This is a genomic window from Bacillus sp. JJ1533 (assembly GCF_036965045.1).
Classification (GTDB): domain Bacteria; phylum Bacillota; class Bacilli; order Bacillales; family Bacillaceae_L; genus Ferdinandcohnia.
The window spans coordinates 241,443-268,371 of sequence record NZ_JBALOV010000025.1 but is presented as its reverse complement, the minus strand read 5'-3'; the positions used below and the strand labels follow the sequence as shown (position 1 = coordinate 268,371).

General features: G+C 39.3%; 21 protein-coding genes and 2 pseudogenes. 22 read left to right on the top strand and 1 reads right to left on the bottom strand.

All coding sequences use genetic code 11. From position 1 onward, the window contains the following. Positions 1-162: 162 nt before the first annotated feature. From V7138_RS13190 to V7138_RS13170, 5 genes are read left to right on the top strand one after another with little or no spacing between them, the layout of a single operon-like run. A complete protein-coding gene (locus V7138_RS13190; RefSeq protein WP_335398036.1) occupies positions 163-1,284 on the top strand; it encodes a tyramine oxidase subunit B in 1,122 nt (373 codons plus the stop codon). Positions 1,285-1,306: 22 nt separating this feature from the next. Then, a complete protein-coding gene (locus tag V7138_RS13185; RefSeq protein ID WP_335398034.1) occupies positions 1,307-3,400 on the top strand; it encodes a hydantoinase/oxoprolinase family protein in 2,094 nt (697 codons plus the stop codon). Beyond that, positions 3,381-5,120, top strand: coding sequence for a hydantoinase B/oxoprolinase family protein (locus tag V7138_RS13180; RefSeq protein ID WP_335398032.1), 1,740 nt, complete (start codon positions 3,381-3,383; stop codon positions 5,118-5,120). Before V7138_RS13185 ends, V7138_RS13180 begins: the two co-directional genes overlap by 20 nt. Positions 5,121-5,148: 28 nt before the next feature. After that, positions 5,149-5,295: a hypothetical protein gene (locus V7138_RS13175; protein ID WP_335398030.1), complete on the top strand. Its 147-nt coding sequence runs from the start codon at positions 5,149-5,151 to the stop codon at positions 5,293-5,295. 20 nt (positions 5,296-5,315) lie between these two features. Further along, a complete protein-coding gene (locus V7138_RS13170) occupies positions 5,316-6,764 on the top strand; it encodes a sodium:solute symporter family protein (protein ID WP_335398028.1) in 1,449 nt (482 codons plus the stop codon). Between the two features lie 120 nt (positions 6,765-6,884). Here V7138_RS13170 and V7138_RS13165 read toward each other — a convergent pair. Further along, positions 6,885-7,634: pseudogene (locus tag V7138_RS13165) on the bottom strand (M20/M25/M40 family metallo-hydrolase). A gap of 311 nt (positions 7,635-7,945) precedes the next feature. Between V7138_RS13165 and V7138_RS13160 the strand changes: the two are divergent. The 17 genes and pseudogenes from V7138_RS13160 (at position 7,946) to V7138_RS13080 (ending at position 26,776) form a co-directional block, all read left to right on the top strand. Further along, positions 7,946-8,071 carry a hypothetical protein gene (locus V7138_RS13160; protein ID WP_335398026.1) on the top strand — a complete coding sequence of 42 codons (126 nt, stop codon included), beginning with the start codon at positions 7,946-7,948 and terminating at the stop codon, positions 8,069-8,071. A gap of 346 nt (positions 8,072-8,417) precedes the next feature. After that, a complete protein-coding gene (locus V7138_RS13155) occupies positions 8,418-9,584 on the top strand; it encodes a nucleotide sugar dehydrogenase (RefSeq protein WP_335398024.1) in 1,167 nt (388 codons plus the stop codon). Between the two features lie 510 nt (positions 9,585-10,094). Next, entirely contained in the window at positions 10,095-10,898 is an 804-nt protein-coding gene (locus V7138_RS13150; protein WP_335398022.1) for an N-acetylmuramoyl-L-alanine amidase, read from the top strand. A gap of 301 nt (positions 10,899-11,199) precedes the next feature. Further along, positions 11,200-12,567, top strand: coding sequence for a VWA domain-containing protein (locus V7138_RS13145; protein WP_335398020.1), 1,368 nt, complete (start codon positions 11,200-11,202; stop codon positions 12,565-12,567). Positions 12,568-12,672: 105 nt separating this feature from the next. Continuing rightward, positions 12,673-13,188: pseudogene (locus tag V7138_RS13140) on the top strand (peptidoglycan recognition protein family protein); the annotation flags it as partial. Between the two features lie 546 nt (positions 13,189-13,734). Next, positions 13,735-14,640 (top strand): FkbM family methyltransferase, encoded by a 906-nt coding sequence (locus V7138_RS13135; RefSeq protein ID WP_335398018.1) that lies wholly within the window; start codon positions 13,735-13,737, stop codon positions 14,638-14,640. A 164-nt stretch (positions 14,641-14,804) separates the two neighbouring features. Then, on the top strand, positions 14,805-15,545 hold the full coding sequence (locus V7138_RS13130; RefSeq protein WP_335398016.1) for a TraX family protein: 741 nt from the start codon (positions 14,805-14,807) through the stop codon (positions 15,543-15,545). A gap of 10 nt (positions 15,546-15,555) precedes the next feature. Next, positions 15,556-16,686, top strand: a complete 1,131-nt coding sequence (locus tag V7138_RS13125; protein WP_335398014.1) for a M15 family metallopeptidase — start codon at positions 15,556-15,558, stop codon at positions 16,684-16,686. Between the two features lie 584 nt (positions 16,687-17,270). Then, positions 17,271-18,056 carry a maleate cis-trans isomerase family protein gene (locus V7138_RS13120; protein WP_335398012.1) on the top strand — a complete coding sequence of 262 codons (786 nt, stop codon included), beginning with the start codon at positions 17,271-17,273 and terminating at the stop codon, positions 18,054-18,056. A gap of 68 nt (positions 18,057-18,124) precedes the next feature. After that, entirely contained in the window at positions 18,125-18,790 is a 666-nt protein-coding gene (locus V7138_RS13115) for an isochorismatase family protein (protein WP_335398010.1), read from the top strand. Between the two features lie 121 nt (positions 18,791-18,911). Further along, positions 18,912-19,754, top strand: coding sequence for an alpha/beta fold hydrolase (locus tag V7138_RS13110; RefSeq protein WP_335398008.1), 843 nt, complete (start codon positions 18,912-18,914; stop codon positions 19,752-19,754). Beyond that, a complete protein-coding gene (locus V7138_RS13105) occupies positions 19,751-20,797 on the top strand; it encodes a leucyl aminopeptidase (RefSeq protein ID WP_335398007.1) in 1,047 nt (348 codons plus the stop codon). The genes V7138_RS13110 and V7138_RS13105 overlap by 4 nt, the downstream gene beginning before the upstream one ends. A gap of 180 nt (positions 20,798-20,977) precedes the next feature. Further along, a complete protein-coding gene (locus tag V7138_RS13100; protein ID WP_335398005.1) occupies positions 20,978-22,129 on the top strand; it encodes an ABC transporter substrate-binding protein in 1,152 nt (383 codons plus the stop codon). Between the two features lie 11 nt (positions 22,130-22,140). Continuing rightward, entirely contained in the window at positions 22,141-23,016 is an 876-nt protein-coding gene (locus V7138_RS13095) for a branched-chain amino acid ABC transporter permease (RefSeq protein ID WP_335398003.1), read from the top strand. After that, entirely contained in the window at positions 23,013-24,800 is a 1,788-nt protein-coding gene (locus V7138_RS13090) for a branched-chain amino acid ABC transporter ATP-binding protein/permease (protein WP_335398000.1), read from the top strand. Before V7138_RS13095 ends, V7138_RS13090 begins: the two co-directional genes overlap by 4 nt. Then, on the top strand, positions 24,793-25,488 hold the full coding sequence (locus V7138_RS13085; protein ID WP_335397998.1) for an ABC transporter ATP-binding protein: 696 nt from the start codon (positions 24,793-24,795) through the stop codon (positions 25,486-25,488). The genes V7138_RS13090 and V7138_RS13085 overlap by 8 nt, the downstream gene beginning before the upstream one ends. Positions 25,489-25,546: 58 nt before the next feature. Beyond that, complete coding sequence (locus V7138_RS13080; RefSeq protein ID WP_335397996.1) at positions 25,547-26,776, top strand: FAD-dependent monooxygenase; 1,230 nt, start codon at positions 25,547-25,549, stop codon at positions 26,774-26,776. Positions 26,777-26,929: the final 153 nt, after the last annotated feature.

Genomic DNA, 26,929 nt, shown 5'->3' with positions numbered 1-26,929 from the left:
GTTAAAAAATTCTCATATTGAGAAATTTAATTCTCAATTTGAGAAGTTTCTCAATATGAGAATCCTCATTTCATGATATCAACGCTTTTTTAGTTGGCACAATATTTGCAAGAGTAATAGTTGAATAATCTACTATATACACAAATTGGGAGGCTTGTAGGGATGAGCGACAAACTTGAATTTTTATATCTGTCTGAGCCAGAGGTAATTGAGGCTGGGGTATTGGACATGAAGCAATGTGTATCAACGATTGAAAAAGTATTTGGACTGTTAGCAAAAGGTGATTATTTAATGGGGGGACCGCAAGAAAATGAGCACGGTATGATGCTTTGGTTTCCAAGAGAAAAAAGAGGACCAAATATGCCTGTAGCCGGTCCGGATCGTCGATTTATGTCAATGATAGCCTATCTTGGTGGAGAATTTAATGTTTGTGGTGATAAATGGTATGGGTCAAATGTAGAGAATCGAGTGAAGGGCTTACCTCGTTCCATCCTAATGGTAACCTTAAATGATCCTGATACGGGACAGCCACTTGCCCATATGTCAGGAAATCTGATTAGTGCAATGAGAACTGGAGCCGTACCGGGTGTTGCGGCAAAATATTTAGCAAAGCCAAATGCAGAAACTGTAGGTATTCTAGGTGCTGGGGTTATCAGTAAGGCATGTTTGAAGGCGATTGTAGAAACACAGCATTCGCTTAAGGAAATCAAGGTCTATGATTTATTCTTCGAAAAGGCACAGGAATTCAGCCAACAAATGAGTGAGGAATTGCAGGTGAATGTTGTACCTGTACATACTTTGAAAGATGCAGTTATAGATTCAGATATTATCAGCGTTGCAACAAGTGGCCACAATAAAGCACGAATTGAAAAGGAATGGCTAAAGCCAGGATGTCTCGTCACTCTAACAGGACCTGCGGACTTTGATGATGAGGTGTATATAGAAAATAAAATTGTTGCTGATAATTGGAACATGCATGAAGCCTGGCTAAAAGAAGCAAAGGAACATCCACTCGGATTTGATAGTATTAAAGATTGGGCACCGACTGGGCATCTCTTACAGTTGGTAGAACAACAGCAAAAGAATAGTAAGGAAATTATAAATTTAGGTGATGTTGTATCAGGCAAGAAACAAGCGAGAAATCATAATGATGAAATTATATTATTTGTAACGGGTGGTATGCCTGTCTATGACGTTGCTTGGGGGCATCAGGTGTATCAAAATGCATTACAACAAGGCCTTGGAACGAAATTGCTTTTATGGGAGAAGGCTCATTGGGCTTAATAACAGAGGAGGAGATGAAGAAATGAGTTATCGAATTGGTGTAGATACAGGAGGGACCTTTACGGATGTTGCTCTTGTACATGAGCAATCTGGAAAAATCTTTGTAACAAAAGTGCCTTCAACCCCGCACAATCCATCCTTGGCGGTTATTGAAGGAACAAAACAAATTATTCTAGAAAACAATCTAGGCTTTGAGGAAGTGGGATTTTTCATCCATGGTTCAACAGTTGCAACAAATACAATGCTTGAACAAAAAGGAGCCAATACAGCACTTTTGACAACAAAGGGATTTAAAGATGTGTTACAAATCGGTAGGCAAACAAGACCCAAGCTGTATGACTTCAGAGCGCGAAAAACAAATTCGTTGGTACCACGGAATTTACGGTTAGAGCTTGATGAAAGAATTTCATTTCAAGGAGACATTTTAAAAGAAATAAAAAAGGAAGATGTTTACGATATAATCGAAGTTTTAAAAGAGAATCAAATTGAATCCTTGGCGATTTGTTTCATTAATTCCTATGTCAATTCGACTCATGAAAAGGTCATAAAGGAAATCATTGAAAAAGAGTTGCCACATGTATCCTTAACCCTATCAAGTGAAGTTTTGCCAGAGTTTAAGGAGTATGAACGTACAAGTACAGTCGTAGCAAATGCATACGTATTGCCAAAAATGAAGTACTACTTAAATCATTTAAAAGAACATCTTAAGGACTTAAAGATTTCGAGCAATCTATATATTATGCAATCAAATGGTGGAATCATAAGTGCGGAGGCTGCTATGGAAACGCCAGCTAAAACAGTTTTATCTGGACCAGCAGGAGGAACAATAGCCGGCTCCATTATTGCGAAAAACACGGAATATAAAAACCTAATTACTATTGATATGGGAGGAACAAGCTTAGATACAGCTCTCATTGAAAATGGTCAACCTCAATTTACCACAATGAGTAATATTGGGGGACACCCTATTAAGCTTCCAATGATTGAAATGCATACGATTGGCTCAGGTGGAGGAAGTATTGCTTGGATTGACGCTGGTGGTGCTCTTCGCGTTGGACCTCATAGTGCAGGTGCGAATCCAGGGCCCGTATGCTATGGACTAGGTGGTACGGAGCCTACAGTAAGCGATGCAAATGTAATTTTAGGCCGATTGAATCCCAATTCCATTTTAGGTGGAAGAATGAAGATGGATGTTGAAGCAGCACGAAGAGTAGTTAAAGAAAAAATTGCAGATCCATTGAATCTAACTGTTGAGGAAGCTGCGGAAGGAATTTTAAGAATTGTCAATGCAAATATGGTGAGAGGTATTCGCGTGATTTCTATAGAGAAGGGTCATGACACAAGGGATTTTGCACTAGTAGCGTTCGGTGGAGCAGGCCCAGTTCATGCAGTTGATATTGCAGAGCAGCTTGGCTGTAGTGATGTTATTATTCCACCTAATCCTGGGATTACATGTGCGATGGGAATGCTGATGGCAGATGTTAGGCATGATTATGTTCGTACCTTATCGAGTCGTTCTTCTGAACTGCATTTAGATAAACTTAATCGAATTTACGAGGAATTAAGTGAAGAAGCGTATAAGGAGTTGCTGACTGAAGGATTTTCTCAGGATACAACGGATATACAAGGAAGCATCGATATTCGTTATAAAAAGCAGGCCTATGAAATCAATGTTCCGGTAAGCTCACTAAAGGTTACATCAAGTGTCTTATTGGAAGCGATTGAAGAGTTTCATCAAGCACATGAAAAAATATATGGTTTTAGTAGACGTGATGAGGAAATTGAGATCATAAACTTACGTGTAATTGGAATCGGACAAATTAAAGAGTTAAAGATTGAGGGACTAGAAGCAGCAATAAATGAAGAATTAAAAGAAGTTGAAACAAGAATGACCTATTTTAATAGCAGATATGAACAAACTCCAATTTATCGTCGATCCGATATAGGTATTCAGCATAAATTGCAGGGACCAGCCATTATCGAGCAACTTGATTCAACGATTGTCATTCCGCCACACTACCAAGCGAAGGTTGACCCGGATGGGAACTTTATTATTTCTAAGATTGTAAACGTTAACAAGGAGGAGGATCAGGTTTATGAGCGAAACGCGTATTGATGCGATCACATTAGAAGTTATGAAAAACGCCTTTCATACGATAGCGGAAGAAATGGGCGTAACGTTGATTCGAACGTCATTATCTACAAATATTAAGGACCGAATGGATTGTTCAACGGCCATTTATACACGAGATGGCAATCTCGTTGCCCAAGCAGAGCATGTTCCACTCCATCTTGGATTAATGCCTTCGGTGGTTGAGGAGGTACTTAAGATTTACCGAGCGGATGAGCTTCAGGACGGAGATGCAATTTTAATCAATGATCCATATATTAGTGGCTCCCACCTACCTGATATTTTTATGATCAGTCCTGTGTTTTACAAGGGTAAGCTAGCGGCACTTGCTGCGAATATTGCCCATCATGTGGATGTGGGTGGGCAAACGCCTGGAAGCATGTCGGTTAAGGCAACTGAAATCTTCCAAGAAGGGTTACGATTACCTGCGATTCGGGTGAGAAAAGCAGGGGTACTAGACAATGAAGTCATCCGTTTGTTGGCAAGTAATGTGCGAACAGGTAAAGAAGTAATCGGGGATATTTATGCTCAGCTTGCGGCTAATAATGTAGCAGAAACACGATTAAAGGAAATGTTTGAAAAGTATAGCTTCGAGCATACCGAGGCTTGTATGAAGGAAATCATCGAATATTCCGATCGCCGCTTGCGAGTAGCGATAAAAGAGGTACCAAACGGAGTCTATGAATTTGAGGACTATTTAGAGGGAGACGGTATTACTGAGGATTATATCAAGGTAAGGGCAAAGGTTATTATTCACGATGATGAGATTACGGTTGATTTTACAGGCTCCTCTAAACAAGCGAATGGTCCTGTTAATTCAACTCATGGGGTAACGAGTGCCTGTGTATATTATGCCATCAAGTCAATCCTAGATCCTGAAGTTCCACCGAATGCAGGGACATATCGTTCTATTAAAATCATTGCACCGAAAGGTACGATTGTAAATCCAAATTTCCCTGCAGCAGTGTCGAATGCAAACGCCAATACGTCGCAGCGAATTACAGATGCAATTCTAGGAGCGATGGCTAAGGTATTACCAGAACGTTCTATGGCAGCATGTTCGGGTACGATGAGTGGAATTGCAATTGGTGGTTTCAATGCTCACACTAATGAATACTTCTCTTATGTTGAAACCTATGGAGGCGGCCAAGGTGCTGTTAACGGCTTAGATGGTATGGATGGTGTTCACACCAACATGACCAACACATTGAATACACCGGTGGAGGTTATTGAGCAAACCTTTCCTATATTAGTAAAAAAGTATGCACTTGTAGATGGTAGCTGTGGTGCTGGAAAGTTTCGTGGCGGAATGGGGTTAACAAGGGAGATGCATTTTCTTGAAGATGGAGCGACCATTACCTTAATGACGGACCGTCAAAAGATAGGGCCATGGGGGTTGTTTGGAGGAAACGAAGGGAAAACATCTGCTTGTACATTAATTACTCCTCAGGGAGAGAGGGTAGCTTTATCTTCTAAGGTTACGATGGAGGTACCTAAGGATAGTACAGTCATCATAGAAACAGCGGGTGGAGGTGGCTATTTTACCCCATTTGAACGTGAACCAGAGCTAGTATTAGATGATGTGGTCAAAGGAAATATAACAGCAGATGAAGCTGTAAGCCTGTATGGAGTTGTTCTTTCAGATATGAAAGTTGATGAAGTGAAAACCAATGAGCAACGAGAACTTTTAAAAAATAGTTTGTAAGTTTAGCAAAAAGAAAGGAGAGATGAGCATGAATAAGTTGGATAACCAGCTGCAACCAGGAGAGTCTGAAATGGATGAAATTGTAGCACCACCGTTAAAGGTAGTCGGATTATTTGTCATTCTTACGATTGTAGCCGTATTATATGTCGTTTTGTGGTCAGTGATTTTGTCGTAAATAGAAGGGGGTAGGAATAGATGGGATTAGCGATTATTTTATTTGTCCTTTATTTCGGGGCCATGCTTGCCATTGGACCAATAGCAGCTAAACGAATGAAAAAGAAAGATTCTAGTGATTTTATTTTAGCAGGAAGAGCTGTACCGATGTGGTTAGTTGTTGGTGGGATTGTAGCAACGCTGATAAACTCTGCCACTCTATTAGGGTATGGAGGCTCAGGCTATTCACTAGGAATATCAGGATATTTTGCTAGCTTAGGATTTTTAGTCATCCTGATGTGGTCTGGGTATTGGTTTATTCCTAGACTAAGAAGGGCGAATATTACAACAGTTCCAGAGTTATTTGAGAAATTTTTTGGATGGCCACATAGGGTAGTCGCCGTGATTCTAGTAGTATGTCGTGACCTTGGAGTAACAGCTGGATCGGCCATTGGAATGGCCGTTGTTTTTAAAGCTGTATTTGATATTCCGCTTGATGTAGCGTTACTCATTACATTAGGTGTTACCCTTGCTTTTACAGTATTAGGTGGTATGTGGGCTGTTATGATTACTGATACTATCCAAGCAGCGATGATCCTAATTGGAACTACACTCATGATTCCGTTGGGAATTGCGTATATCGGAGGTTGGGATGTATTTGTTAATCTTATACCGGAAACACATATCGACCCTCTAAATGCTGGTATGTCCCAAACGGTTGCATGGATTATTTCAGGCGCGTTGACATCCGCAGGATATCAAACAATGTTACAACGTGGATTGTCAGCTGAAAGTGATGAAGTTGCAAAGAAATCATTTTTCTATGGTGGGGTTACTGCAATTATATGGTATATGGTTCCATTCATAACAGGTATTCTGGCACTTGTTATTTTTCCGGATATCTTACCATCTGATGCATTCTTACAAATGACCACTTTATTCGGTAGTATTGGAAGCATTCTCTTTGCAATCATTATAGTTGCATCATGTATTTCAACATTAAGTTCAACAATTTTAACAACTGCTTCCAACGTTTCATTGGATATATATAAACGATTGATTAACAAAAATGCAAGTGAACGCCAAATATTAAATGTTACGAGATGGTCAGTTGTAGTCGTTGCGATTATTGGAACCCTTATAGGTAGATCAATTCCTTATATTTTAGAGTTGCTATTAACGGGTGGGCGAATTATGGCTGCATCACTGGCCCCGGTATTACTTGCCATCGTCTTTTGGAAAACAGCACGAACAGCTCGTTATTCATCCATCTTAGCAATGATATTAGGTGCAGCAACTACCGTTTATGGTATTGTCTTAGGAAACAGTTCTGCTTCAACAGGAGAAGGCGGTGTCGTTTTCGTCTGGGCGCTTGATCCCATCCTGATGGGACTACCAGTCACACTCGTTGTATTAATTATCGGTGCGCTTATTGAAAAACGTTACAGAACTAAAAAAGTGATTGAGGAGAATATAGCAATAGGAAAATAAAAACAGACTGGGCGTGGGTATAATATCCCCACGCCCTTTTTGAGACAGGGGGACAGGTTCCTTGTCCGAATATAAATATTTGTGGACGAGAATATGTCCCTTGCTCCTCGTTAGCCCATTTTATTTTGCAGTACTAGTTTTGTTCATAAATTTCAATAGATCTGTTAAAAGAGTGCTAAACGTTGATAAGTGTTCTTGAATTCTACCTGGGAATTCTTGTTCAATAAATTCAATGGTGTCTTTTTGCGTATGCCATACTCCACCGTGTTTTACCGTTTGAGTGTATCCGTCCTTTGCGCCAATTTCCCAGTTTGTTGATTCAAGATATCCAATTGGAATGCCAATTCTTTTGAAAGGTGCATGATCACTCCAATCCCCGGTTGTTCCAGCAGGGTAAGCAGGATTTAGTCCAGGGTTTGTTTCGACATTTAATTTCTTTTTCTCAACAATTTATAGAGCTTGATCACGAATGAATCCATCTTCTCCCGGACTACCGTATACGTACATTTGGTCCCCGACTGCAAGGCTATCAAGATTAATCATACCAACTGTATTTTCAATTTCGGTTTTACTCATTTGCCCTGCATAGAAATTAGAGCCGCGTAAGCCAGTTTCCTCAGCACCGAATGCAATGAAGACGATGGAGTATGGTGTATTCACTTTTTTCAATACTTCAGCAACCTCAAGCATAACACCAACACCTGAGGCATTATCATCTACTCCACGACCAGCCGAAACTGAATCATAGTGAGCACCAACAATGACTTGTTTACTAGATTTTCCTGGCTTATACGCGATGACATTAGAAGACGTAGTAGTAGTACTACCTCTAGTGTAGCTAAATTCTTGAACCTCTGTGTTGAAACCCATCCGTTCGAATTGACTCTTAATGTATGCTGCAGCTTTACGTTCATTAACAGAGCCCGCAACCCTAGGACCGATTTCATATGCCAGATACTTCATGTGCTCATAGGCCATCGCGCCATCTTTATGAGCTAATGACGGATGATAAGTAACCGTCTGAGCAGAAACACCTCCAACAAAGCCTAGTAAACCAACCATCAATGTAATCAAAATCATCGACAATCTCTTCCTCATAAACATTCATTCTCCCTTCAATATGTAGGTTAATTTATAGATTAATATATTCCTATGGAGGATGAAATAGGACATAAGATGGGATGAAGGAATGGTCGACTGTCCCGGATTTTGAAAAGGAACCAGTCCTAACTGGCTGCACGAATAATACCTATTTTCCATTTTTACTTATTTGGGAAATTTTAGAAGTAGATTGTAGTGGTATGTAAATGGTGTGGTTTCAGGTATAGAGGGGGACGGAGGAGAGAAACCCTTTGAAGAATCTTTTATTTTGCTTTGTTATAATGGGATTGATGCTTTCAGCGTGTTCGAAGGACTCTAAGGTAGAAGAAACTAGAATACTGCTTAATATCTATATCAAACCCATTTTGATTGGATTCAACACTTGGATCCCCTTTTTCCATTGTTATAGGTATTAAAAGATAAAAGGGGCATCAGGTGATACGTGCCTTCCAAATCGGCACCCTTGTCCCATATTCTTGTTTAGGGTATAATACACTCGTTAATTAAATCCAGATGATGCATGGCTCATGTTTAACATAAGGAGAGAATAAAATGAAAATAACAATAGCTGGAACAGGCTACGTTGGATTATCAAATGCCATACTACTAGCCCAACACAATGAAGTAATTGCGCTTGATATCATTCAAGAAAAAGTAGATATGATTAATAATAAGAAATCTCCGATTGTTGATAAAGAAATTGAAGAATATTTAGCTACAAAAGAATTAAATTTAACGGCAACTACAGATAATTTTAAGGCTTACAAGGATGCGGATTATGTCATTATTTCTACTCCGACAAACTACGATCCGGATATGAACTATTTTAATACAAGAACAGTTGAAGCTGTTATTGCAAATGTATTATCGATTAACCCTGATGCAGTAATGGTTATTAAATCAACAGTACCGGTTGGGTACACAGAGAAAATTCGAGAGAAGTTTGAAACAGAAAATATCATTTTCTCACCTGAGTTCCTAAGAGAAGGAAAGGCATTATATGATAACCTCCATCCTTCTCGTATTATTGTAGGTGAGCAATCAGATAGAGCTAAGGTTTTTGCTGACTTATTGGTTCAAGGAGCTATCAAAGAAGATATTCCTGTCTTATTTACAAACTCCACTGAAGCAGAAGCAATTAAGTTGTTTGCGAACACGTATCTTGCGATGAGGGTTGCGTTCTTTAATGAGCTTGATTCCTATGCAGAGATTAGAGGATTGGATACGAAACAAATCATCGAAGGCGTTGGACTTGATCCACGAATCGGCGGTCATTATAACAACCCTTCCTTTGGTTATGGTGGTTATTGCCTACCAAAAGATACAAAGCAGCTGCTTGCAAACTATGCAGATGTGCCAAACAATATAATGACTGCTATTGTTGATGCAAACCGAACTAGAAAAGATCATGTTGCAGATATGATCATTAAGAGAAATCCAAAGATCGTTGGTATCTATCGTCTTACAATGAAAACAGACTCTGATAACTTTAGACAATCTGCGATTCAAGGTGTTATGAAGCGCATAAAAGCTAAAGGAATTGAAGTTGTTGTATTTGAGCCAGCACTAAAAGAGGATACATTCTATAATTCTAAAGTCGTAAATGACTTTGCGGAATTTAAGAAAATCAGCGATGTTATCGTTGCAAACAGACTGTCTGATGATTTAAGAGATGTTGCTGACAAAGTATATACAAGAGATATCTTTAGTAGAGATTAATTGACAGTTACGCCCGCACTACTAGCAAATAGTAGGCGGGCTTTATTTGTGATTGGATAAACTAAGAATGGTTAAAGTAATCCGTATTGTGTGGTTTGATTTTTGAAATGGTAAAAGAGAGTACATTTAGTAAAAGTTGGTGTTATAAGTTGCGTTCGTTCATTCATCCCCATGATGAAGGACTTTTCGCGTAGACTTCGGTTTCGTTTGGTCCTTTATGCCCCCTCGTAGGGAGTGATGACGTGCGCAAGGAAACAAAGGCAATCATTGAAAAATACAACTTCAAAAACTTTATGATACTTGGCGGACCTGCAGCCGTAAATAATAAAGTAATTAATAAGTTGAAAGAGTATGAGAAATAGGGAGATGATAGTGGGCTGATGCCACGTCACCTCCTTTTTTTTGCGCACTACGGCAAAAGTCTTATATTGAAATAGGAAATTTCGGCTAATCAATTCTCCACACGTATCCAATCTAATGACATAAACTAATGGAAAGGAGTTGTGTTTAATGAGCTGGATACAAGATGCCGGACATGGAGGAGTGGATCCAGGGGCCGTATCCCACGGGAATACCGAAAAGATCTATACACTCGAGGCCGCACTATATGTCAATAAACGTCTCGCGGATCATGGGATATCGTCAGATCTAACGCGAACCAATGATGTTACAGTTGGACCAAACCAACGAACAGCGAAGGTTCGAAAGTATCGAAAATGTATCTCACATCATTTCAATGCAGGTGGTGGGGCAGGAGCAGAATTTATTCACTCCATTTACGCAGACGGAAAGTTTGAAGCCATCCTAAGGGACGAATTCAAAAAGGCGGGCTACCCGGTTAGACGTACGTTTATCCGAAAATTGGACAGTGGCCAGGATTATTATTATATGCACCGTGAAACAGGAAATTGCCGTACCACGATTCTTGAGTACGAATTTATCGATGGGGCAAATTCAGAAAAAATCAAGAACCAAGCTTATCGCCAAGGTATGTATGAGTGTGCCGTACGAGCAATTTGTCGGGATGAGGGTGTTACCTATAAACCACTTAAACCAAAAAAGGAGGAAGATGACGATATGTTAGAAAAAGCTATTTTAGTTGGAGGATTAGCCGATATGCCGTTTGCGGAGGTGTTGGCTTCCAGATTAAAAGCACCTATCTACACTCGTGATGCTTACCCTGGTGGAAAGGTAGCAAAAGAACTATATATTGTTGGTGGGTCAACAACAGGATTACAGGCTGACAAAATTATAGATCTATCAGGTAAGAATCGTTTAGAATCCGCACGAAAGGTTGAAGAGTTTTTGTATTGAGCTGGGATTGGTTCCTAGCTCTTTTTATTTAAAGGCCTTTCGGCGTCATCGCCTGGGATTTGTGTAGACACCGGGGATAAGGACCGAAATTTGAATATATCGGACAAAGCTAAAAAAGCACTCGTTCATACGGAAGTTTTTCCTTTTTACCATCTGATTCATAGGACCCGCGACTTTTATCATCATACAGCAGCACTAAGTGGAACTTATTTCCTATTTTGATTCTTTTAGGAAAAAAATGGATTGAAATGAAGTAATATGTAAATGGTGTGACTTTTGATATAGATGGAGGGAGAAATCTTTGAAGAAGCTTGTAATGTGCTTTGTTATGTTGGCATTGGTGCTTTCGGCGTGTTCGAAGGATGAAAGTCAGCCGGCGAAAGCTGAGCCGACGGAAAAAGAAACAGAAGTTGAGGAGCCTGAGGAAACATATACCCCAAAAGAAGTGGCCTACTATGAAATCGAGGGAATTGAACGAGAGTTAACAGAGCTTGAGCAGGAAATGCTACGACATCCGGGGATATTTAGCGGTGATAATTACGATGAAGCCAAGGTAAAGGAAGCTCTCGATCAGCTTCCGGATAATCTGACTGAGGAACAGTATGTAGAAGAACTGAAATATTTATTCACCGAGGACTACCATGAGGAACTGGAAACACTCCTTACGTTTAATTCAACGATTGAAGTTGATATTAATCGTCCAGATGAAACGGTTAATGCGCCAACATTAAAAACAGCTCATTATGCGATTTTAGTGGATGCGAGCGGGAGTATGGCGGCTAAAGTAGGCGGTAAGACGAGAATGGAGGCTGCAAAGGAAGCTGTACTGGATTTTGCGGAACAAATCCCAGAGAATGCAACGATTTCATTGCGTGTGTACGGGCATAAAGGCTCAAATAGCAGTACCGATAAAGCCTTATCCTGTGATAGCTCCGAGGTTTTATATAATAGTAGTTTTGAAGCAACTGGATTCAAAAACGCGCTGTCCCAAGTGAAGCCTGTCGGATGGACGCCGATTGCCCTTGCCTTGCAAATGGTTAAGGGAGATATTCCTGAGGGTACGGATGACGTTGTGGTGTATGTTGTTAGTGACGGTATCGAAACATGTGACGGAGATCCGGTGCAAGAGGCGAAAAATCTTGTATCTGCTGATATCCAAACAGTTGTAAATATCATCGGATTTGATGTTGATAATGAGGGACAAAAGCTATTGAAAGAAGTCGCAAGTGCCGGAAATGGGGAGTTTACATATGTGAATTCCGAACAAGATCTCAAGAAGTATATGAGAGCTCAATATGAGGAGATCCAAAAGAGATGGCGTGAGTGGAAAGAAGCTGGGAAGAGTCAATCACGTGAACTAAAAGAAGAGAAAAAGAAATTAGCGCGTGACACAAAAGAGAGTATGAAAGAAAAGAGTCGTCGTGAAAAAGAACGTATGAAAGAGGCACAGGCCTATTTAAAGGAACGATTCGAGGGCTACGACCATCCAGCACGAAAAATTTTCTCTGAGATCGTTGATTATGGAAATGCCAAGTGGCGATATGCTGTTGATAATGGTAACCGCCTGTGGAGAGAGGCAGTCGACAATGGCAACCGCGAGTGGCGAGAGTTCGTTGACGAAGGAAACGAGAAAATACGAGAGACCATTGATAAGAAGAATGAGAATTAAATGATCGGGGCTCCCCGGTCTTTTTTTGTATGACGGGGGGGGGTCCCTAAGAAATGTGATTGTACCGAAATACAATATTTCTCATAAAATATTGTGAGAGGAGAGGTGATTATGTACCACATTACAAAAGATTACATTAGAAAAGGGAATTCTCGAAGTGGTCAACGTATTAACAAAGTGCGTTTTATTGTTAGTCATGATACCGGGAATCCGGGTTCAACTGCCTATAATAACCAAAGGTATTTTAATAACCAACAACCTAGTGCATCTGCGCACACATTCATTGATGATAAATATATTCTTGAGATTATCCCACTCACTGAGAAAGCGTGGCATGTACAATATAATAAACCGAAGGATAATCAGCTTTTTGGGGCTGATGCCAACGATGCTGCAATTGGTGTAGAGCTTTGTCATGGAGGGAAAATCAACTTTAATGAAGCGTATAAGCGCTATGTCTGGTATCACGCTTATCTTTGCAAAAAATTTAATTTGCAACCTAGAAAGCATATTGTCTCACACAAAACACTCGATCCACAAAGAAGAAGTGACCCTGATAGTGCGCTCAATAGGTATGGGATTACATGGTCAAAATTTATTAATGATGTCGAAAAAGAATTTAAAACCGACGTTAAAAAAGAAACCAAAACCGAAGCTAAAAAAGAGATTATCAAAAAGAAGGAGGAAGATGACGTGTTAGATAAAGCAATTCTGATTGGGGGATTTCCTGACTTTTCAGCAGCTGAAGTATTGGCATCTCGACTAAAAGCACCTATTTATACTCGTGCGGCATATCCTGGTGGGAAAGTGACAAAAGAATTATATGTTGTAGGAGGATCAACAGCAGGTTTACAAGCCGATAAAATCATTAACTTATCTGGTAAAAATCGTTTTGAAGTAGCGGAAGCTGTTGATGAATTTTTGAACTGAAACTCCTAAAAGGATTTGTGAGGCATTACTTTTGTATTTTCCTTTGTCTAAGTGAATTCACAAAACCTAATTAAAATGGTAAAAGCTAAACCAAAAAAAACCTTCCCATTATTTCATTCTTTAATTTTAATTAAACGTTTACACCCTCTTAATAATCCCCATTTATAATAGGACGTAACCAGTTTATGGGATGAGGGACCTGTCCCTCGTCCCACCATTTAAGGGGAGATTATCGTTATGGCCATTCCAAAAGTTGTTTTAAACAAGCCTGTTTTCGTGAATCTATGGGAGAACTACCCGCTTTTTTCAAAGTTGGTCTTGAATGTTGGCATTTTTTTAAAATATAAGACATTAAAGCTGACGAAAATTCCAAATAAAATCACCCTTCCATCTCGGAACGTTATTTACGTTAACAATGCTGAGAATCGTGGAAGGGCGCTTTTGATTAGTGATGGGATTACACAATCACGCGTGACCGAATTCTGGGGAAATGCTGTAGACTCGTACAAGCCGACGCTGGTTCTGGATATTGGTGTGAATTACGGGGAATGCATTTTTTCTGCAACTTATGACAGCAATACGACCATTGTTGGAATTGAAGCCAATAAATATTTAATGGATTATATTGAAAGGTCGCGGCAAAAGCACGTTAACGGTAATCAAATGAATATTATCCATGCTTTCGCTGGAGAGCATGTAAAAGAGGATCAAGCATTCTTTATTGATAATCATTGGTCTGGCACTTCTTCGGGCGTGCAAATCTCAGATAAAAACAGTATTGAAAAAACGGAAGTGCCTGCGATTACAGTGGATTCCCTTTTTGAACATGTAAATTTAGAAAATCAACGTCTATTATTTAAAATAGATGTCGAAGGCTACGAGTTCAGCGTGCTTAAAGGAATGAAAGATCTCCTGAAGAACTCCCATGATGTGTTGGGAATCGTTGAGTTCGATAGTCGTTATTTAGAAAAGGCTGGGGTTAATCTAGATTCTTATCTAGCTTTTTTAGACAGGTATTTTGAGATTCAGTTTTATGATATGGATAATAAATTAAAAAAATTTACATCTCCGTCCATTTCTGCATTGCAGGAGGAATTTGGTGGGGAGCATGTTCATACGGACCTTATTGTTTCTTTGCGCTAGTGGGATTGTCCTAATTAAATATTAAGAAGGTGCAATGAGTGACAAAGCTCATTGCACCTTTTTTGCATGTTTCGCAGTCATGCAATCCATAAACGAAAATAAAAAATGGAATTTACTCTAATACTAAGGTTGTAATTCACTTTTTCGCAAAAGCGAGGGATTCCATGCAATACACTACTTATCAAAAAGACCTGACTGATTCCACTACATTTCAGAGGGACTTGTCGTCAAATGCACTTAAATATATCGCACTTATTGCCATGTTTTTTGACCATCTTTTTGCTGGTTTTATTCCTCAGGAGACGGTAGCTGGGTTTGTTTTACGTATTCCCGGGAGAGTGGTAGCACCGATTTTTTGTTATTTTATCGCGATGGGATATTTTTACACATCCAATATTAACAAGTATATCGAGAGATTGGTTATTTTTGCAGCTATCTCTCATTTTCCGTATGTATTATACTTTAAATTACCATGGTGGAAAGCAACAAGCGTCATGTGGGGATTAGCGTTGGGGCTAATCGCTTTAACCATTGTAAAAAGTGAAAAACTGCCGCTATACATGAAGCTAGCCCTTGTGTTTGTGTGCTGCATGCTTGCGTATCCAGCCGATTGGAATTATATTGCGGTTTTATGGATCGTGTTTTTTGGCATTTTTCGTGGACAATTGAATAAACAAATCATCAGCTTTATTTTCATAGGGCTTTTTTTGCACATCATCCCTGAAATCTCTAATTTGGGCTGGCACCATGCCTATCAATTCGGTATTTTCTTGGCCATTCCATTGTTGCTCCTGTACAAAGGAAGACGCGGAAAAAAATCAAACCTATTAAAATGGGGCTTTTACGTTTTTTATCCATTACATTTAATCATTTTATATTTTTTAAAATACTTTGTTTTAGCATAGTGGAGGTAGTATGAAAAAAAATATTATTGCACTTATTTCATTAGTCTTCGTACTAACCGCTTGCTCATCTACCGTTGTAGAAGAACCGATTGTTGAGGAAGCATTAGCACCTGTGCAGGAAACCGATCCACTAGAAGAATTAGAACCTATTCCGACTCCAGTAAAATATGAAGGGGATTTGGAATTGCCTATCAATGGGGCAACAGGTTATACATCAATCGATTTAAACCTAAAATCTTCTCCTAATATAGATGCTGAAACGGTTGAAACACTAAAAGCTGGGACAGGCTTTACAATCGAAAAAGAGGAAGGAAATTGGTGGTTCATAAAAAATGCGACCTTTGAAGGATGGATCGATAGTACGTATTGTTTCATTAACTTACCGGATGTGATTCCTTCGATTGTCTATGATAACAGCAACACGTATTCTTCTAAATTCGTTTCTTCCGGAGCAGAGATTCCGGGTATAACAGGACAAGCTTTGTACGAGGGAAAAACTTTTAATGAGAGACTTGGAAAAGAAGAATTCATTGTTCCCGTATTATATTCCATGTCGAAAAAAATATTTCTCGCTCAGCAAGAAGCATTGGCACATGGTAACACGTTGGTCATCTATGAAGGGTATCGACCATATTCCGCTCAAAAAGCAGTCGTGGAAGGATTGACCAACCTAGCTAATGAAGATATTGCCGTGATGGCTGGTATCAATACAAATCCTTGGAGCACAAATTGGTTTATCGCTACAAGTGTTTCAAACCACCAAATGGGGTATGCCATTGATGTAACGTTGGCAAAAGTCAATTCAAAAGAAGAGATTGCTATTGGAAAATATTTAGTAGTCGATATCACAGATTACACTGAATATTCGATGCCAACTCCAATACATGAACTTAGTATGGCGTCTAAAACATTCACCAATCCAGTTCCATCATCATCTCCTACTGCTTGGAAAAATGCTAAACTAGCAGATACCATGAATGAATCAGCAGTTACCCTTCAAACATATTTAACAAATGCGGGTCTTACACCACTCGCTTCAGAATGGTGGCACTTCAATGACCTAGATGCCATGAATGCTACAAAACAGCATCCAAGTGATGGGGGCTATGTATTAAGTGAGTGTTTGAGTGTAATTCCATAGTAGGACAGAGGGACAGGTCCCTCGTTCCAGAAATTTGTTAGCACCTTAATGACTTAAGGTGTTTTTTTATTTAATTAGACTTTCCTGTACCTGTGGAAATGGAGCGCCATTCTAGCTCCTCGAAATATATATAAATCGAAGGGTAACAAATATGTCTGTTTGTCTGAGAGTGCACAGAGTATTACAGAACGTGTATTTTAAATTATTTAGACAAGAATAGGTAAGACGAAAATGGAAAATATTGTACATAGATTGTCTATGACTCTAGGATAATCAAAAATAATGGTCTAGCGTTATTCCTCAGTAAAAGGAAAAGGAATACAAATTCATATGTATTTTTTGTGGATTATAGAGATAATGTGATATACTATTTGGTAAGTTTGGTAAGTTTAAGACTCTTTGATAGGTTTGTTTAATTTTTGTGATTTCGGCCAATGGAGAAAAAATCTAAAAAGAGGAGGGATAAAATCTAAATATTAAAGTTAGGTAGGAAGTTAGAAATAAGGTTTCAGAAAGGATAACAATGACAGTATCGATTTAGGAGAGAAAGATATCAAAAAAACGAATCTAAAGGATGTGAACTCGTGACGAAAAACTACCGAATTGGGCTAGTTGTTCCTAGCTCTAATACAACAATGGAAACAGAAATTCCAGCCATGCTTCAACGAAGACAACAAATTGTTCCAGACTCGACATTTACGTTTCATTCAAGTCGAATGCGTATGAAAAAAGTAACAAAAGAAGAGTTAAAATCAATGGACATTGAAAGTGACAGATGTGCAGTTGAACTTTCAGATGCAAGATGTGATGTAATCGCCTACGCATGCCTTGTTGCTATTATGTGTCAAGGCCCGGGGTACCATAAAGAATCTGAACAGCGCCTTTTTACTAAAACAAAGGATAATGGTGCAGCTACTCCAGTTGTAAGTAGCGCAGGTGCCCTTGTAGAGGGAATACAAGAATTAGGAGCAAAAAAAGTAGCTATTATCACCCCATATATGAAGCCTCTAACCAATCAAGTGATTGAATATATAGAAGCAAGCGGAATTCAAGTTACGGATTCTATTAGTTTAGAAATTCCAGATAATCTTGAAGTTGGACGCCAAGATCCATTACGACTTGTAGAGATAGTGAAGAATTTAGATACAAGCCAAGCAGATGCGGTTGTATTATCAGCTTGTGTTCAAATGCCTTCATTAGAAGCCATCCAAATTGTGGAAGACAACATAGGCAAGCCAGTTCTTTCAGCCTCAGTAGCGACAGTTTATAAGATTCTTAAAACATTAAATATCGATCCGTATGTACCAAATGCGGGAAGACTACTATCAGGAAATCTATTAGCAAGGGTTACACAGGAAGGGGGAGAATAATCGTATTATTACGATATTTATAGTTAATATAGTAACAAATGAACATGATGGTGAAGAGGGGGAGCCTGGTGATACAACATTTAGATGATGAAACCTTTTTTAAAGAAAAAGGTTTTGGAAAATTATTAGGGTTTGGCCGGAAGCCTGGTTTAATCGTAGTAGATATGATTAAGGGGTTTACAGATCCAACTATGCCAATGGGATCCGATTTAACTCAACAAATTGAACAAACAAATAAATTATTAAATGTCATGCATGAACTAAAATTTCCAGTATTCTTTACAACTATTTCTTACGACGATGATTCACTCGCTGATTCTGGTATATGGTATCAAAAAATGAGAGGACTAGAAACATTAATATCTGGTACCGAAGCAGTAAAAGTGGATTCGCGGTTACACTATCAATCTGGAGATGGCCTTATTGTGAAAAAATACGCTTCAGCGTTTTTCGGGACAGATCTCATCGCTCGTCTCAATGCGAACAATATTGATACTGTCATTATTGTTGGCTGTACAACATGCGGATGTATTAGAGCGACAGCTGTTGATGCATTGCAATTAGGGTATCGACCCATTGTAGTAGAAGATGCTGTTGGCGATCGCTCAAAGGCATCACATGAACAAAGTCTATTTGACCTTCGTCAAAAATACGCAGATGTTCTAAAGACAAGCGAAGTCATTGAAAATGTATCAAAGTTTAAAAAGCCAGTCACAAAAGATTATCAAATGTAATACTACCATTCTCAAGGTAGTCAACAACCATTAGGAAAATAGGATTCTATAAAAATATTCAATTCATGTACAGTATTATAGTTAAAGTTTATATAGTCTTCGTTGGAAGGGGCTAGTTTAAATGAATCACAGCGATTCTTTTGAAGATTTATTTGTAGAAGGGTTACATGCAAAAATTCACCTTATTACAAAGGGAAAAAAAGATGGAGTTCCTATTATTTTCCTCCCTGGAATAACAAGTTATAGTTATTCATTTAGAAATATTTTAAACAAAATGCCTGATGATTACTATGTATTATCAATGGATCCAAGAGGAAGAGGGCTTTCCGATGTCCCTAAAGATGGATACACGTTAAATGATTACTCTGAAGACCTGCTGAATGTTGTCAATGCCATAATTGATAACCCTCACCCTCCGTTTTTAGTCGGACATTCAATGGGGGCTAGAATCGCTGCTGCGTTTGGCAGCCGTTACTCAACTCTTATTTCTGGCGTGGTATTAATTGATCCACCAATTAATGGTCCAGGACAGAGACCGATTTATCCGAATCCGTTATCTATGTTTATCAAACAAAAAGAGGCTATTGACCAAGGAGAGTTGGAAGTTTTCCGTAGTTATTTTCCTGCATTTACAGAAGAACAGGTATCTGAAAGAGCAGAGGAGTACAGAAATAATAGTCTCCAAGCAATTGTTCAATCATACGAATCATTATTGAAAGAGCCATTCCAAGTAAATGTAAAAATGCTTTCCGTATCAACCCTATTATTAGTTGCAGAACATGGAGATACAATCCGTGAAAATGAATTACAAGTTTTGAAAATGATTAACCCTACTATGGAGACAGTACTGGTCAAAAACGTAGGACATATGGTATACAAGGATGCACCTGTGGAAACAGCGAATTATATTACTTCTTTTGTTGATAAAGTTTTAAAAATAAATGGGAGAGGTGTTTTAAAATGACAGTAGAATTTGATGAGATGGTAGAGCTTTTTAAAAAGGAACTTGAATTATGTAAATTGAAGCCATCGGAAACAATGGCGGTTCTAACTTCTGGTGACATTCGAGCAGATTATGCAAAGGCTTTTTTGAAGGCTGCTTCTCAAATTGGAGCAAATGCATTTGAAATGAAACTTCCGCCAAATAATCGTGGAGCTGAGGGGTCTTTTGGTATCACACCGTTAACAGACAATCGAGTCGCTGTTGAATGTTTGAAAAAGGCAGACCTTGTTATTGATTTAGTGCTTCTCTTGTTTTCAAAAGAACAATTGGAACTGCAGGAAGCAGGCGTCCGAATTCTATTAGTAGTTGAACCTTTTGATGTTATTAAAAGAATGTTTCCTAAAGAAAGCGACAAGGACAGAGTATTATACGCAACTAATCTATTAAAAAATGCAAAAGAGTTAAGAGTGACAAACAAGGTGGGGACAGATGTTACCTACCAATTAGGACAATATCCGATTCTGACAGAATATGCCTTTGCTGATGAGCCAGGCAGGTGGGATCATCTCCCAAGTTGCTTTGCTGCAGCTACCTCAAACGATGGTGGTGTAGACGGTGTTGTAGTTATGGATAAGGGAGATATCTTATTCCCATTTAATCGATATTTACAAGAGCAAGTGACCTTTACAATTAAAGATGGGTATGTGACAAATATTGAAGGCGGTTTTGACGCTATGCTCATTGAAGATTATATGGAAAGCTTTAATGACCCGAGAGCATATGCTATATCTCATATTGGCTGGGGATTAAATGAAAGAGCGCAATGGCATAGTTTAGCCTTTGATGACCAAGTATTTGGTATGGATGGGCGTGCATTTTACGGTAATGTTCTTTTCTCTTTAGGTCCAAATTCAGAATTAGGTGGAAGCAATGATACTCCATGTCACCTCGATTTGCCAATGAAAAATTGCACATTATATCTCGACGGCAAATTAATCGTCAAAGATGGGGACGTTGTAATTGAAGAAATGCAACCAGTTGGTGCGCAATTCGTGAAAAGATAAGGACGTTTCATTATATTGTAGGAAACAAAACGATTCAATTTAACCGAAAATTGAAAATAATTAAAAAGACACCTATTTCTTTTGAAAAATAGCGGTACCTAATCCATTGCGAAAGAAAAGGTGTCACCTTTTTAATTAGCTGAAATGTGAATAAATTAAAAGATTTAAAGGGGGAGTATTATGTTTAACTTGAGGTCCTTTATTGTATGTTTATCGTTGATTGCATTTATTACGGGTTGTTCAAGTAGTGGCACGTCAGGGGATGAATCGAGTATAAAGTTGGCATATGTTGGCGGGCTTAGTGGTCCTACGGCTGCTTTTGGGATTCCAACATATGAAGCAGTAGAATATGCCATCAACGAGATTAACGAAAACGGTGGAATAGATGGTAAAGAAGTAGAACTCATAAAAGATGACGATGAAGGAAACCCCTTCAAAGGGCAGCAAGCCATTGATAAATTTGCAAATAGCGATATTAAGTTTGTTATCAGTGGATCAAGTAGTGCGGTAGCTTTATCTCAGGTCGCAAAAGTAAAAGCAAATAACATGATTGCGGTTTCCCCCATTGCATCCGATCCAGCTGTGGTGTCAGAAGACCCTCGTTTCTTTGTGAATTTGGCAAACAATAACCAGTTTGGCTGGTCATCCGCTCATTATGCAGCCAATGAAATGGGTGTTAAAGAAATGATCGTCTTTGTTCGGGATGATGCCTATGGTACGAGCGTTTTAAAGGCATTCAAAGAAAAGTATGAGGAAAATGGAGGTAAGATTGTAAAGGAATTTAAATACCCAGTCGATGCAAAGGACTTTAATTCTTATATTAGTCAAGGAATCAGTGAATATCCAAATGCAGCCATCTTTCTAACTGGATACGCAGCAGATGGTGGTTTAATCGCAAAGCAGGCGAGAGCTAATGGATATGACAAGCCTATTTTTGCAACCAATCCTATGTCGAACCCTCAATATCTGGAGATTGCAGGAGATGCTGCGAACAATACATTTATCGGCTCTGCGTATATTTCAAGCGAAACCATTGGGGATGCAACAAAAAAATTCATTGAAGAGTGGAAGACTGAATTCAAAATAGATCCAAACGTATATCAGGTCCATGGGTATGATGCTGTCTATATTCTGAAAAGTGCAATCGAAAAGGCCGGTAGCTTAGACCAGGAGAAAGTTCAAAAAGAATTATTGAATATCAAAGACTATGTAGGAGCATCAGGTATTACCAGCTTTAATTCAGATGGATCAGCAACAAAACCAATCTATGTAATCAAATGGGAAAATGGAGTATTAAAATTGGAGAAAACACTCGAACCAGGATCCTATTAAGGGGGGATATCGTGTACTTAGATATATTAGTAAGCGGACTAGCTGTTGGTTGTATTTATAGTCTAATCGCCATGTCTTTCAGTTTGATTTTTCGGTCTTCTGGAGTGTTGAATATTGGTACTGGCGAGTTTGTGATGATCGGTGGATTAGTAGGGTATTCAGTTATCAGCAGTTTATCGGCAAATTATTATGTATCTATCATTCTAGCAATGTTAATCGCCGGCATCGTTGGTTATCTAGCAAACACACTCATTTTTCATCCAATCCAAAAGCGAGGCGGTCAGGACGTTCATGTCCTGATTGCCAGCATAGGAATTCTAATCAGCTTGCCTCAATTAGGTGCTTTGATATGGGGGGCTGAGCCTTTAAGCTATCCAAACAATATTTCGCAGGGCCAAGTCAATATTGGTGTAACACAAATCTCCGGAATGAGCCTCCTCGTTATTGTTTTAAGTATTATTGTAATGGTAGTCTTCCAGATTTTTTTCCGCTATACGCGTCTTGGGCAAGCGATGAGGGCGATTGCGGACGATCGGATTATGTCTCAGTTACTAGGGATTAACAACCATAAATACATCGCCCTAATATTCCTGATTGCAGGAGGATTAACAGGGGTAGCTGGAGTACTTCTTGGTCCTATTTATTACGCTTCATATGATATGGGGACAATTGGGGTTAAAGCCTTTGCTGCTGCTGTTGTGGGAGGCTTTGGAAGTGTAACGGGTGCTGTTATTGGAGGAATCCTGCTAGGCCTAATTGAAGCTTTTGGTGGGACCATGATCAGTTCGCAGTTCCGTGATCTAATCCTTTATGTGATATTAATCGCAGTCATGTTATTCCGCCCAACTGGTATTTTGGGAATTAAGCAACGGAGGGATACAGTATGAGTCAATCCGTAGTGAAGAAATATGGGACATTGATTGGTGCCTTAGCCATTTTAACGTTAGTTGCTTTCTTTGTTCAGTCGAATTATATGCTATCTTTACTCTCGCAAGCAGTTATCTATACTATCCTTGCCGTTTCACTGCAGTTAATTTTTGGATATGTAGGACAGGTAAGTTTAGCACATGCTGGTTTTTTCGGAATCGGTGCCTATACTTCCGCTATCTTAACCTACCATTATGACTGGAATTTCGTCCTTGCCTTTTTGACTGCAGGGGTTGTCGCTGCACTTGCATCACTTATTTTATCACCCATGGCAAAGTTAAGTGAAACCTATTTTGCCATGTCAACCTTAGCATTTAATATCATTTTGACCATTATTTTTGCAAATGGAGGTAGCCTCACGGGAGGATGGAATGGACTTCCGGGTATTCCTTTTCCAAATATTTTCGGTTGGGTAGTAGATTCAAAGAAGGAATTTTTTATTCTTGCTTCTCTTATTCTCTTGGTTCAATTTTTCTTTGTCATCAGAATCACAGAGGGAAGGCTTGGCCGCAATTTTCGAGCCATTCGTGATAACCAAATGGCTGCTTCCTCACTAGGAATCGACATCGGAATGACAAAGATCAAAGGCTTCATCTTAGGCTGTTTCTGGGCTGGTTTAGCAGGAAGCGTCATGGTACATATGTATGCCTTTGTAAGTCCTGAGCCCTTTTCTTTTCATGAATCCATCACCGTAGTCCTTATGGTCGTTCTAGGAGGACTCGGTTCATTTTTCGGTGCATTTCTTGGGGGCTTTGGGGTTACCTTCTTAAACGAATTGTTAAAGGAAATTCCACTTTATCGTCCCATCATTTATGGAATTTTTATTGCGGTGATGATGATTTTTTGGCCAAACGGATTATATGGTCTGGTGAAAAAATTCCAAAAACAGACTAAGGAATCCTTTATAAAATACACAAAAATGGATTTGAACTTAAAAAACTACTTATCGCAACCGATTAACTCTAATCAGACCATTTTGAAAATGGATCATGTTACAAAGCAATTTGGAGGAGTGGTTGCTCTCAATGATGTCGATTTAGAAGTAAAGCAAGGTGAGGTGTTTGGCTTAATTGGTCCAAACGGAGCGGGAAAAACGACCTTTATTAATACGATTACAGGCGTGGAGAAGCCAACCGTTGGTAAAGTCACTTTCATGGAAAAAGACATTAGCGGAAAGCCGATGCATTACGTTGGAGAAATGGGAATGGTTCGAACCTTTCAAGTTAGTAAGCTATTTAACAGTATGACAGTTGTTGAGAATGTGATGGTAGGAACCTCTACCATGATTAAAAATGATATAGGTTTGGCTTTATTGCAAAATAAGCAGTTTCATCATGAGGAACAAGAGGCTTATAGCATTGCTATGAGCTTGGTGAAGCTAGTTGGCTTGGAAGATAAAGCGTTCGATTTATGTTCAAATCTTGCTTACGGACATCGCAGGTTAGTGGAAATTGCCAGAGCGCTTGCTTCTCAACCGAAAGTACTGTTTTTGGATGAACCTGCTGCTGGCCTAAACCTTAAGGAGAGAGAAAACTTAAAGGATTTAATTATTCGCTTACGCAATGATTTTGGTATCACAATTTTCATTGTAGAGCATGACCTTAATCTATTAACCAAGATCTGTGACCATATGGCTGTACTAAACTTCGGAAAGAAAATTGCGGATGGATTGCCTCTTGCTGTAGTGCGTGATCCTGAAGTTATTCAAGCTTATCTGGGAAGGAGAGATAAGAAACATGCTTAATGTTGAACATCTCCAAGCTTTTTACGGAAATGCACAGGCTCTCGAGGATATCAGCTTCACACTAAATGAAGGGGAGATTGTCTGTCTTATTGGAAACAATGGGGCAGGTAAATCCACCACCTTGATGGCAATTAGTGGAATTGTAAAGCAAAAAAAAGGAACGATTCTCTTCAATGGTGAGGATATCAGCCGTCTACCGCCTCATCAAATTGTTTCCAGAGGTATCATTCAGGTCCCAGAAGGAAGAAGGATTTTCACTACTTTAACTGTAGAAGAGAACTTAAAAATGGGAGGTTTTCTCAAACGAAAAGTAACCAAAGCAAGACTTGAGGAAATCTATAGTATTTTTCCGCGTTTGAAAGAGCGCCGAAATCAATTAGGGGGCAGTTTGAGCGGTGGGGAACAGCAGATGTTAGCGATTGGCCGTGCCATTATTGGGGAACCAAAGCTTCTAATGCTTGATGAGCCTTCTCTAGGTTTAGCTCCACAAATCATTGACATGATCTTTGATTCCATTATTGCATTGCGCAAGGCAGGAACAACAATTCTACTAATTGAACAAAATGCAGAATTAGCCTTGGATGTTTCTGATAGGGCATATGTTATTGAACTCGGCCGCTGTGTCTTATCTGGAGAATGTGAAGCTTTAAGAAACGATCAGAAAATCCAATCCATTTATTTAGGATGAACTGGGACGTTTTGGCTACTTTTTATCTTTCAAAAATAATATTGAGGTGATGTAAAGGATGAAAAAATCTTTAGTTGTCGGTATTATCGGTGGAGGCATCGGTGGGGTAGCTTTGGCTCGAGCCATGATGCAAAGAGGCGTCTCTTTTCATTTATTTGAACAAGCAACAGAATTTAGAGAAGTTGGGGCTGGAATCCAAATGACACCTAATGCTGTAAAAGTACTGAAATCTCTTGGTTTGGAAAATGCCATTGAGAGGGTTGGCTTTTTACCAGAAGCGATGGTAGGGCGCAATGGGGAAACAGGTGAGGAATTATTTCGAACTCCCTTAAAGGGGACATTTGAACAACTCTTTGGTGCATCGTACTATCATGTGCACCGTGCTGATCTCCACAGTATTTTAGCAGATGGCTTACCAGAAGATAGTATTACGTTTAATGTGAAATGTGTAGACGTAAAACTTTTGAGTGATAAGGCAGTTGCAGTATTTGATGATGGAACTGAATTTGAAGCGGATCTTATTGTTGGCGCAGACGGAATCCGGTCTGCTGTCAGGGGCGCACTGTTTAGCCAGGATGTTCCAACATTTACTGGGCATATGTGCTGGCGTGCCCTTGTTCCGGTCGAAAATCATCCACTTCCTTTCGTTGAGTCGTCTGTAAACTTTTGGTTTGGTCCTAAAGCGCACGTGGTTACTTACTATGTCAAGGGTGGTAAGGCAGTTAATATTGTTGCTTGCAAAGAGACGGAAGAGTGGGTGAAAGAATCGTGGACTGAGCCGAGTACAACTAAAGAACTTTTGGATGCGTACGAGGGTTGGCATCCTGACTTGATTAATCTTTTCAAACAAACGGATAATCTACAGGTTTTCAAGTGGGGCTTGTACGACCGTAATCCTATGGATCAATGGTCCCGAGGTCATGCGACTCTCCTTGGTGACTCTGCACACCCAATGCTCCCATACTTATCTCAAGGTGCAGCGATGGCGATAGAAGATGCTTATGTTCTTGCAGAAGCTCTCGATTATTTTGAAGGAAAAGTAACCGTGGCGTTAGACGCATACGAAGCAGAGCGTCGCGATAGGACCCGAAACGTACAATTACAAGCCCGTGAAAGAGGACGTACCTATCATCTGGAATCTCCGGAGGAGCAACGCAAGCGGGATCTTGAAATGCGGGAAAGACAAAATCAAAATCCGAATGCTGTTGGTATTAGTGCGGAGTGGATTTATGAATATGACGCAGTAGCATGTCGTCAGCGTTTTGGGACATCGAATGCCTCAGTTTAGATGACCGTAATTGTAGAAGTGAAGCAATTTAATGAAACATCCTGTTTTACTCGAAAAATACAATATGACTTGTAAATTTAGACTTACTATATAGAGATAAAACTAGTGTATCAATTGTTGTAATAAATAAGAGGTGCTAGTCTAGAATAACAT

Excerpts from the sequence above, each read along its gene's own strand:
- V7138_RS13190 (WP_335398036.1), top strand. The coding sequence starts at position 163 with ATGAGCGACAAACTTGAATTTTTATATCTGTCTGAGCCAGAGGTAATT.
- V7138_RS13185 (WP_335398034.1), top strand. The coding sequence starts at position 1,307 with ATGAGTTATCGAATTGGTGTAGATACAGGAGGGACCTTTACGGATGTT.
- V7138_RS13180 (WP_335398032.1), top strand. The coding sequence starts at position 3,381 with ATGAGCGAAACGCGTATTGATGCGATCACATTAGAAGTTATGAAAAAC.
- V7138_RS13175 (WP_335398030.1), top strand. The coding sequence starts at position 5,149 with ATGAATAAGTTGGATAACCAGCTGCAACCAGGAGAGTCTGAAATGGAT.
- V7138_RS13170 (WP_335398028.1), top strand. The coding sequence starts at position 5,316 with ATGGGATTAGCGATTATTTTATTTGTCCTTTATTTCGGGGCCATGCTT.
- V7138_RS13160 (WP_335398026.1), top strand. The coding sequence starts at position 7,946 with ATGAAGGAATGGTCGACTGTCCCGGATTTTGAAAAGGAACCAGTCCTA.
- V7138_RS13155 (WP_335398024.1), top strand. The coding sequence starts at position 8,418 with ATGAAAATAACAATAGCTGGAACAGGCTACGTTGGATTATCAAATGCC.
- V7138_RS13150 (WP_335398022.1), top strand. The coding sequence starts at position 10,095 with ATGAGCTGGATACAAGATGCCGGACATGGAGGAGTGGATCCAGGGGCC.
- V7138_RS13135 (WP_335398018.1), top strand. The coding sequence starts at position 13,735 with ATGGCCATTCCAAAAGTTGTTTTAAACAAGCCTGTTTTCGTGAATCTA.
- V7138_RS13130 (WP_335398016.1), top strand. The coding sequence starts at position 14,805 with ATGCAATACACTACTTATCAAAAAGACCTGACTGATTCCACTACATTT.
- V7138_RS13125 (WP_335398014.1), top strand. The coding sequence starts at position 15,556 with ATGAAAAAAAATATTATTGCACTTATTTCATTAGTCTTCGTACTAACC.
- V7138_RS13110 (WP_335398008.1), top strand. The coding sequence starts at position 18,912 with ATGAATCACAGCGATTCTTTTGAAGATTTATTTGTAGAAGGGTTACAT.
- V7138_RS13105 (WP_335398007.1), top strand. The coding sequence starts at position 19,751 with ATGACAGTAGAATTTGATGAGATGGTAGAGCTTTTTAAAAAGGAACTT.
- V7138_RS13100 (WP_335398005.1), top strand. The coding sequence starts at position 20,978 with ATGTTTAACTTGAGGTCCTTTATTGTATGTTTATCGTTGATTGCATTT.
- V7138_RS13090 (WP_335398000.1), top strand. The coding sequence starts at position 23,013 with ATGAGTCAATCCGTAGTGAAGAAATATGGGACATTGATTGGTGCCTTA.
- V7138_RS13085 (WP_335397998.1), top strand. The coding sequence starts at position 24,793 with ATGCTTAATGTTGAACATCTCCAAGCTTTTTACGGAAATGCACAGGCT.
- V7138_RS13080 (WP_335397996.1), top strand. The coding sequence starts at position 25,547 with ATGAAAAAATCTTTAGTTGTCGGTATTATCGGTGGAGGCATCGGTGGG.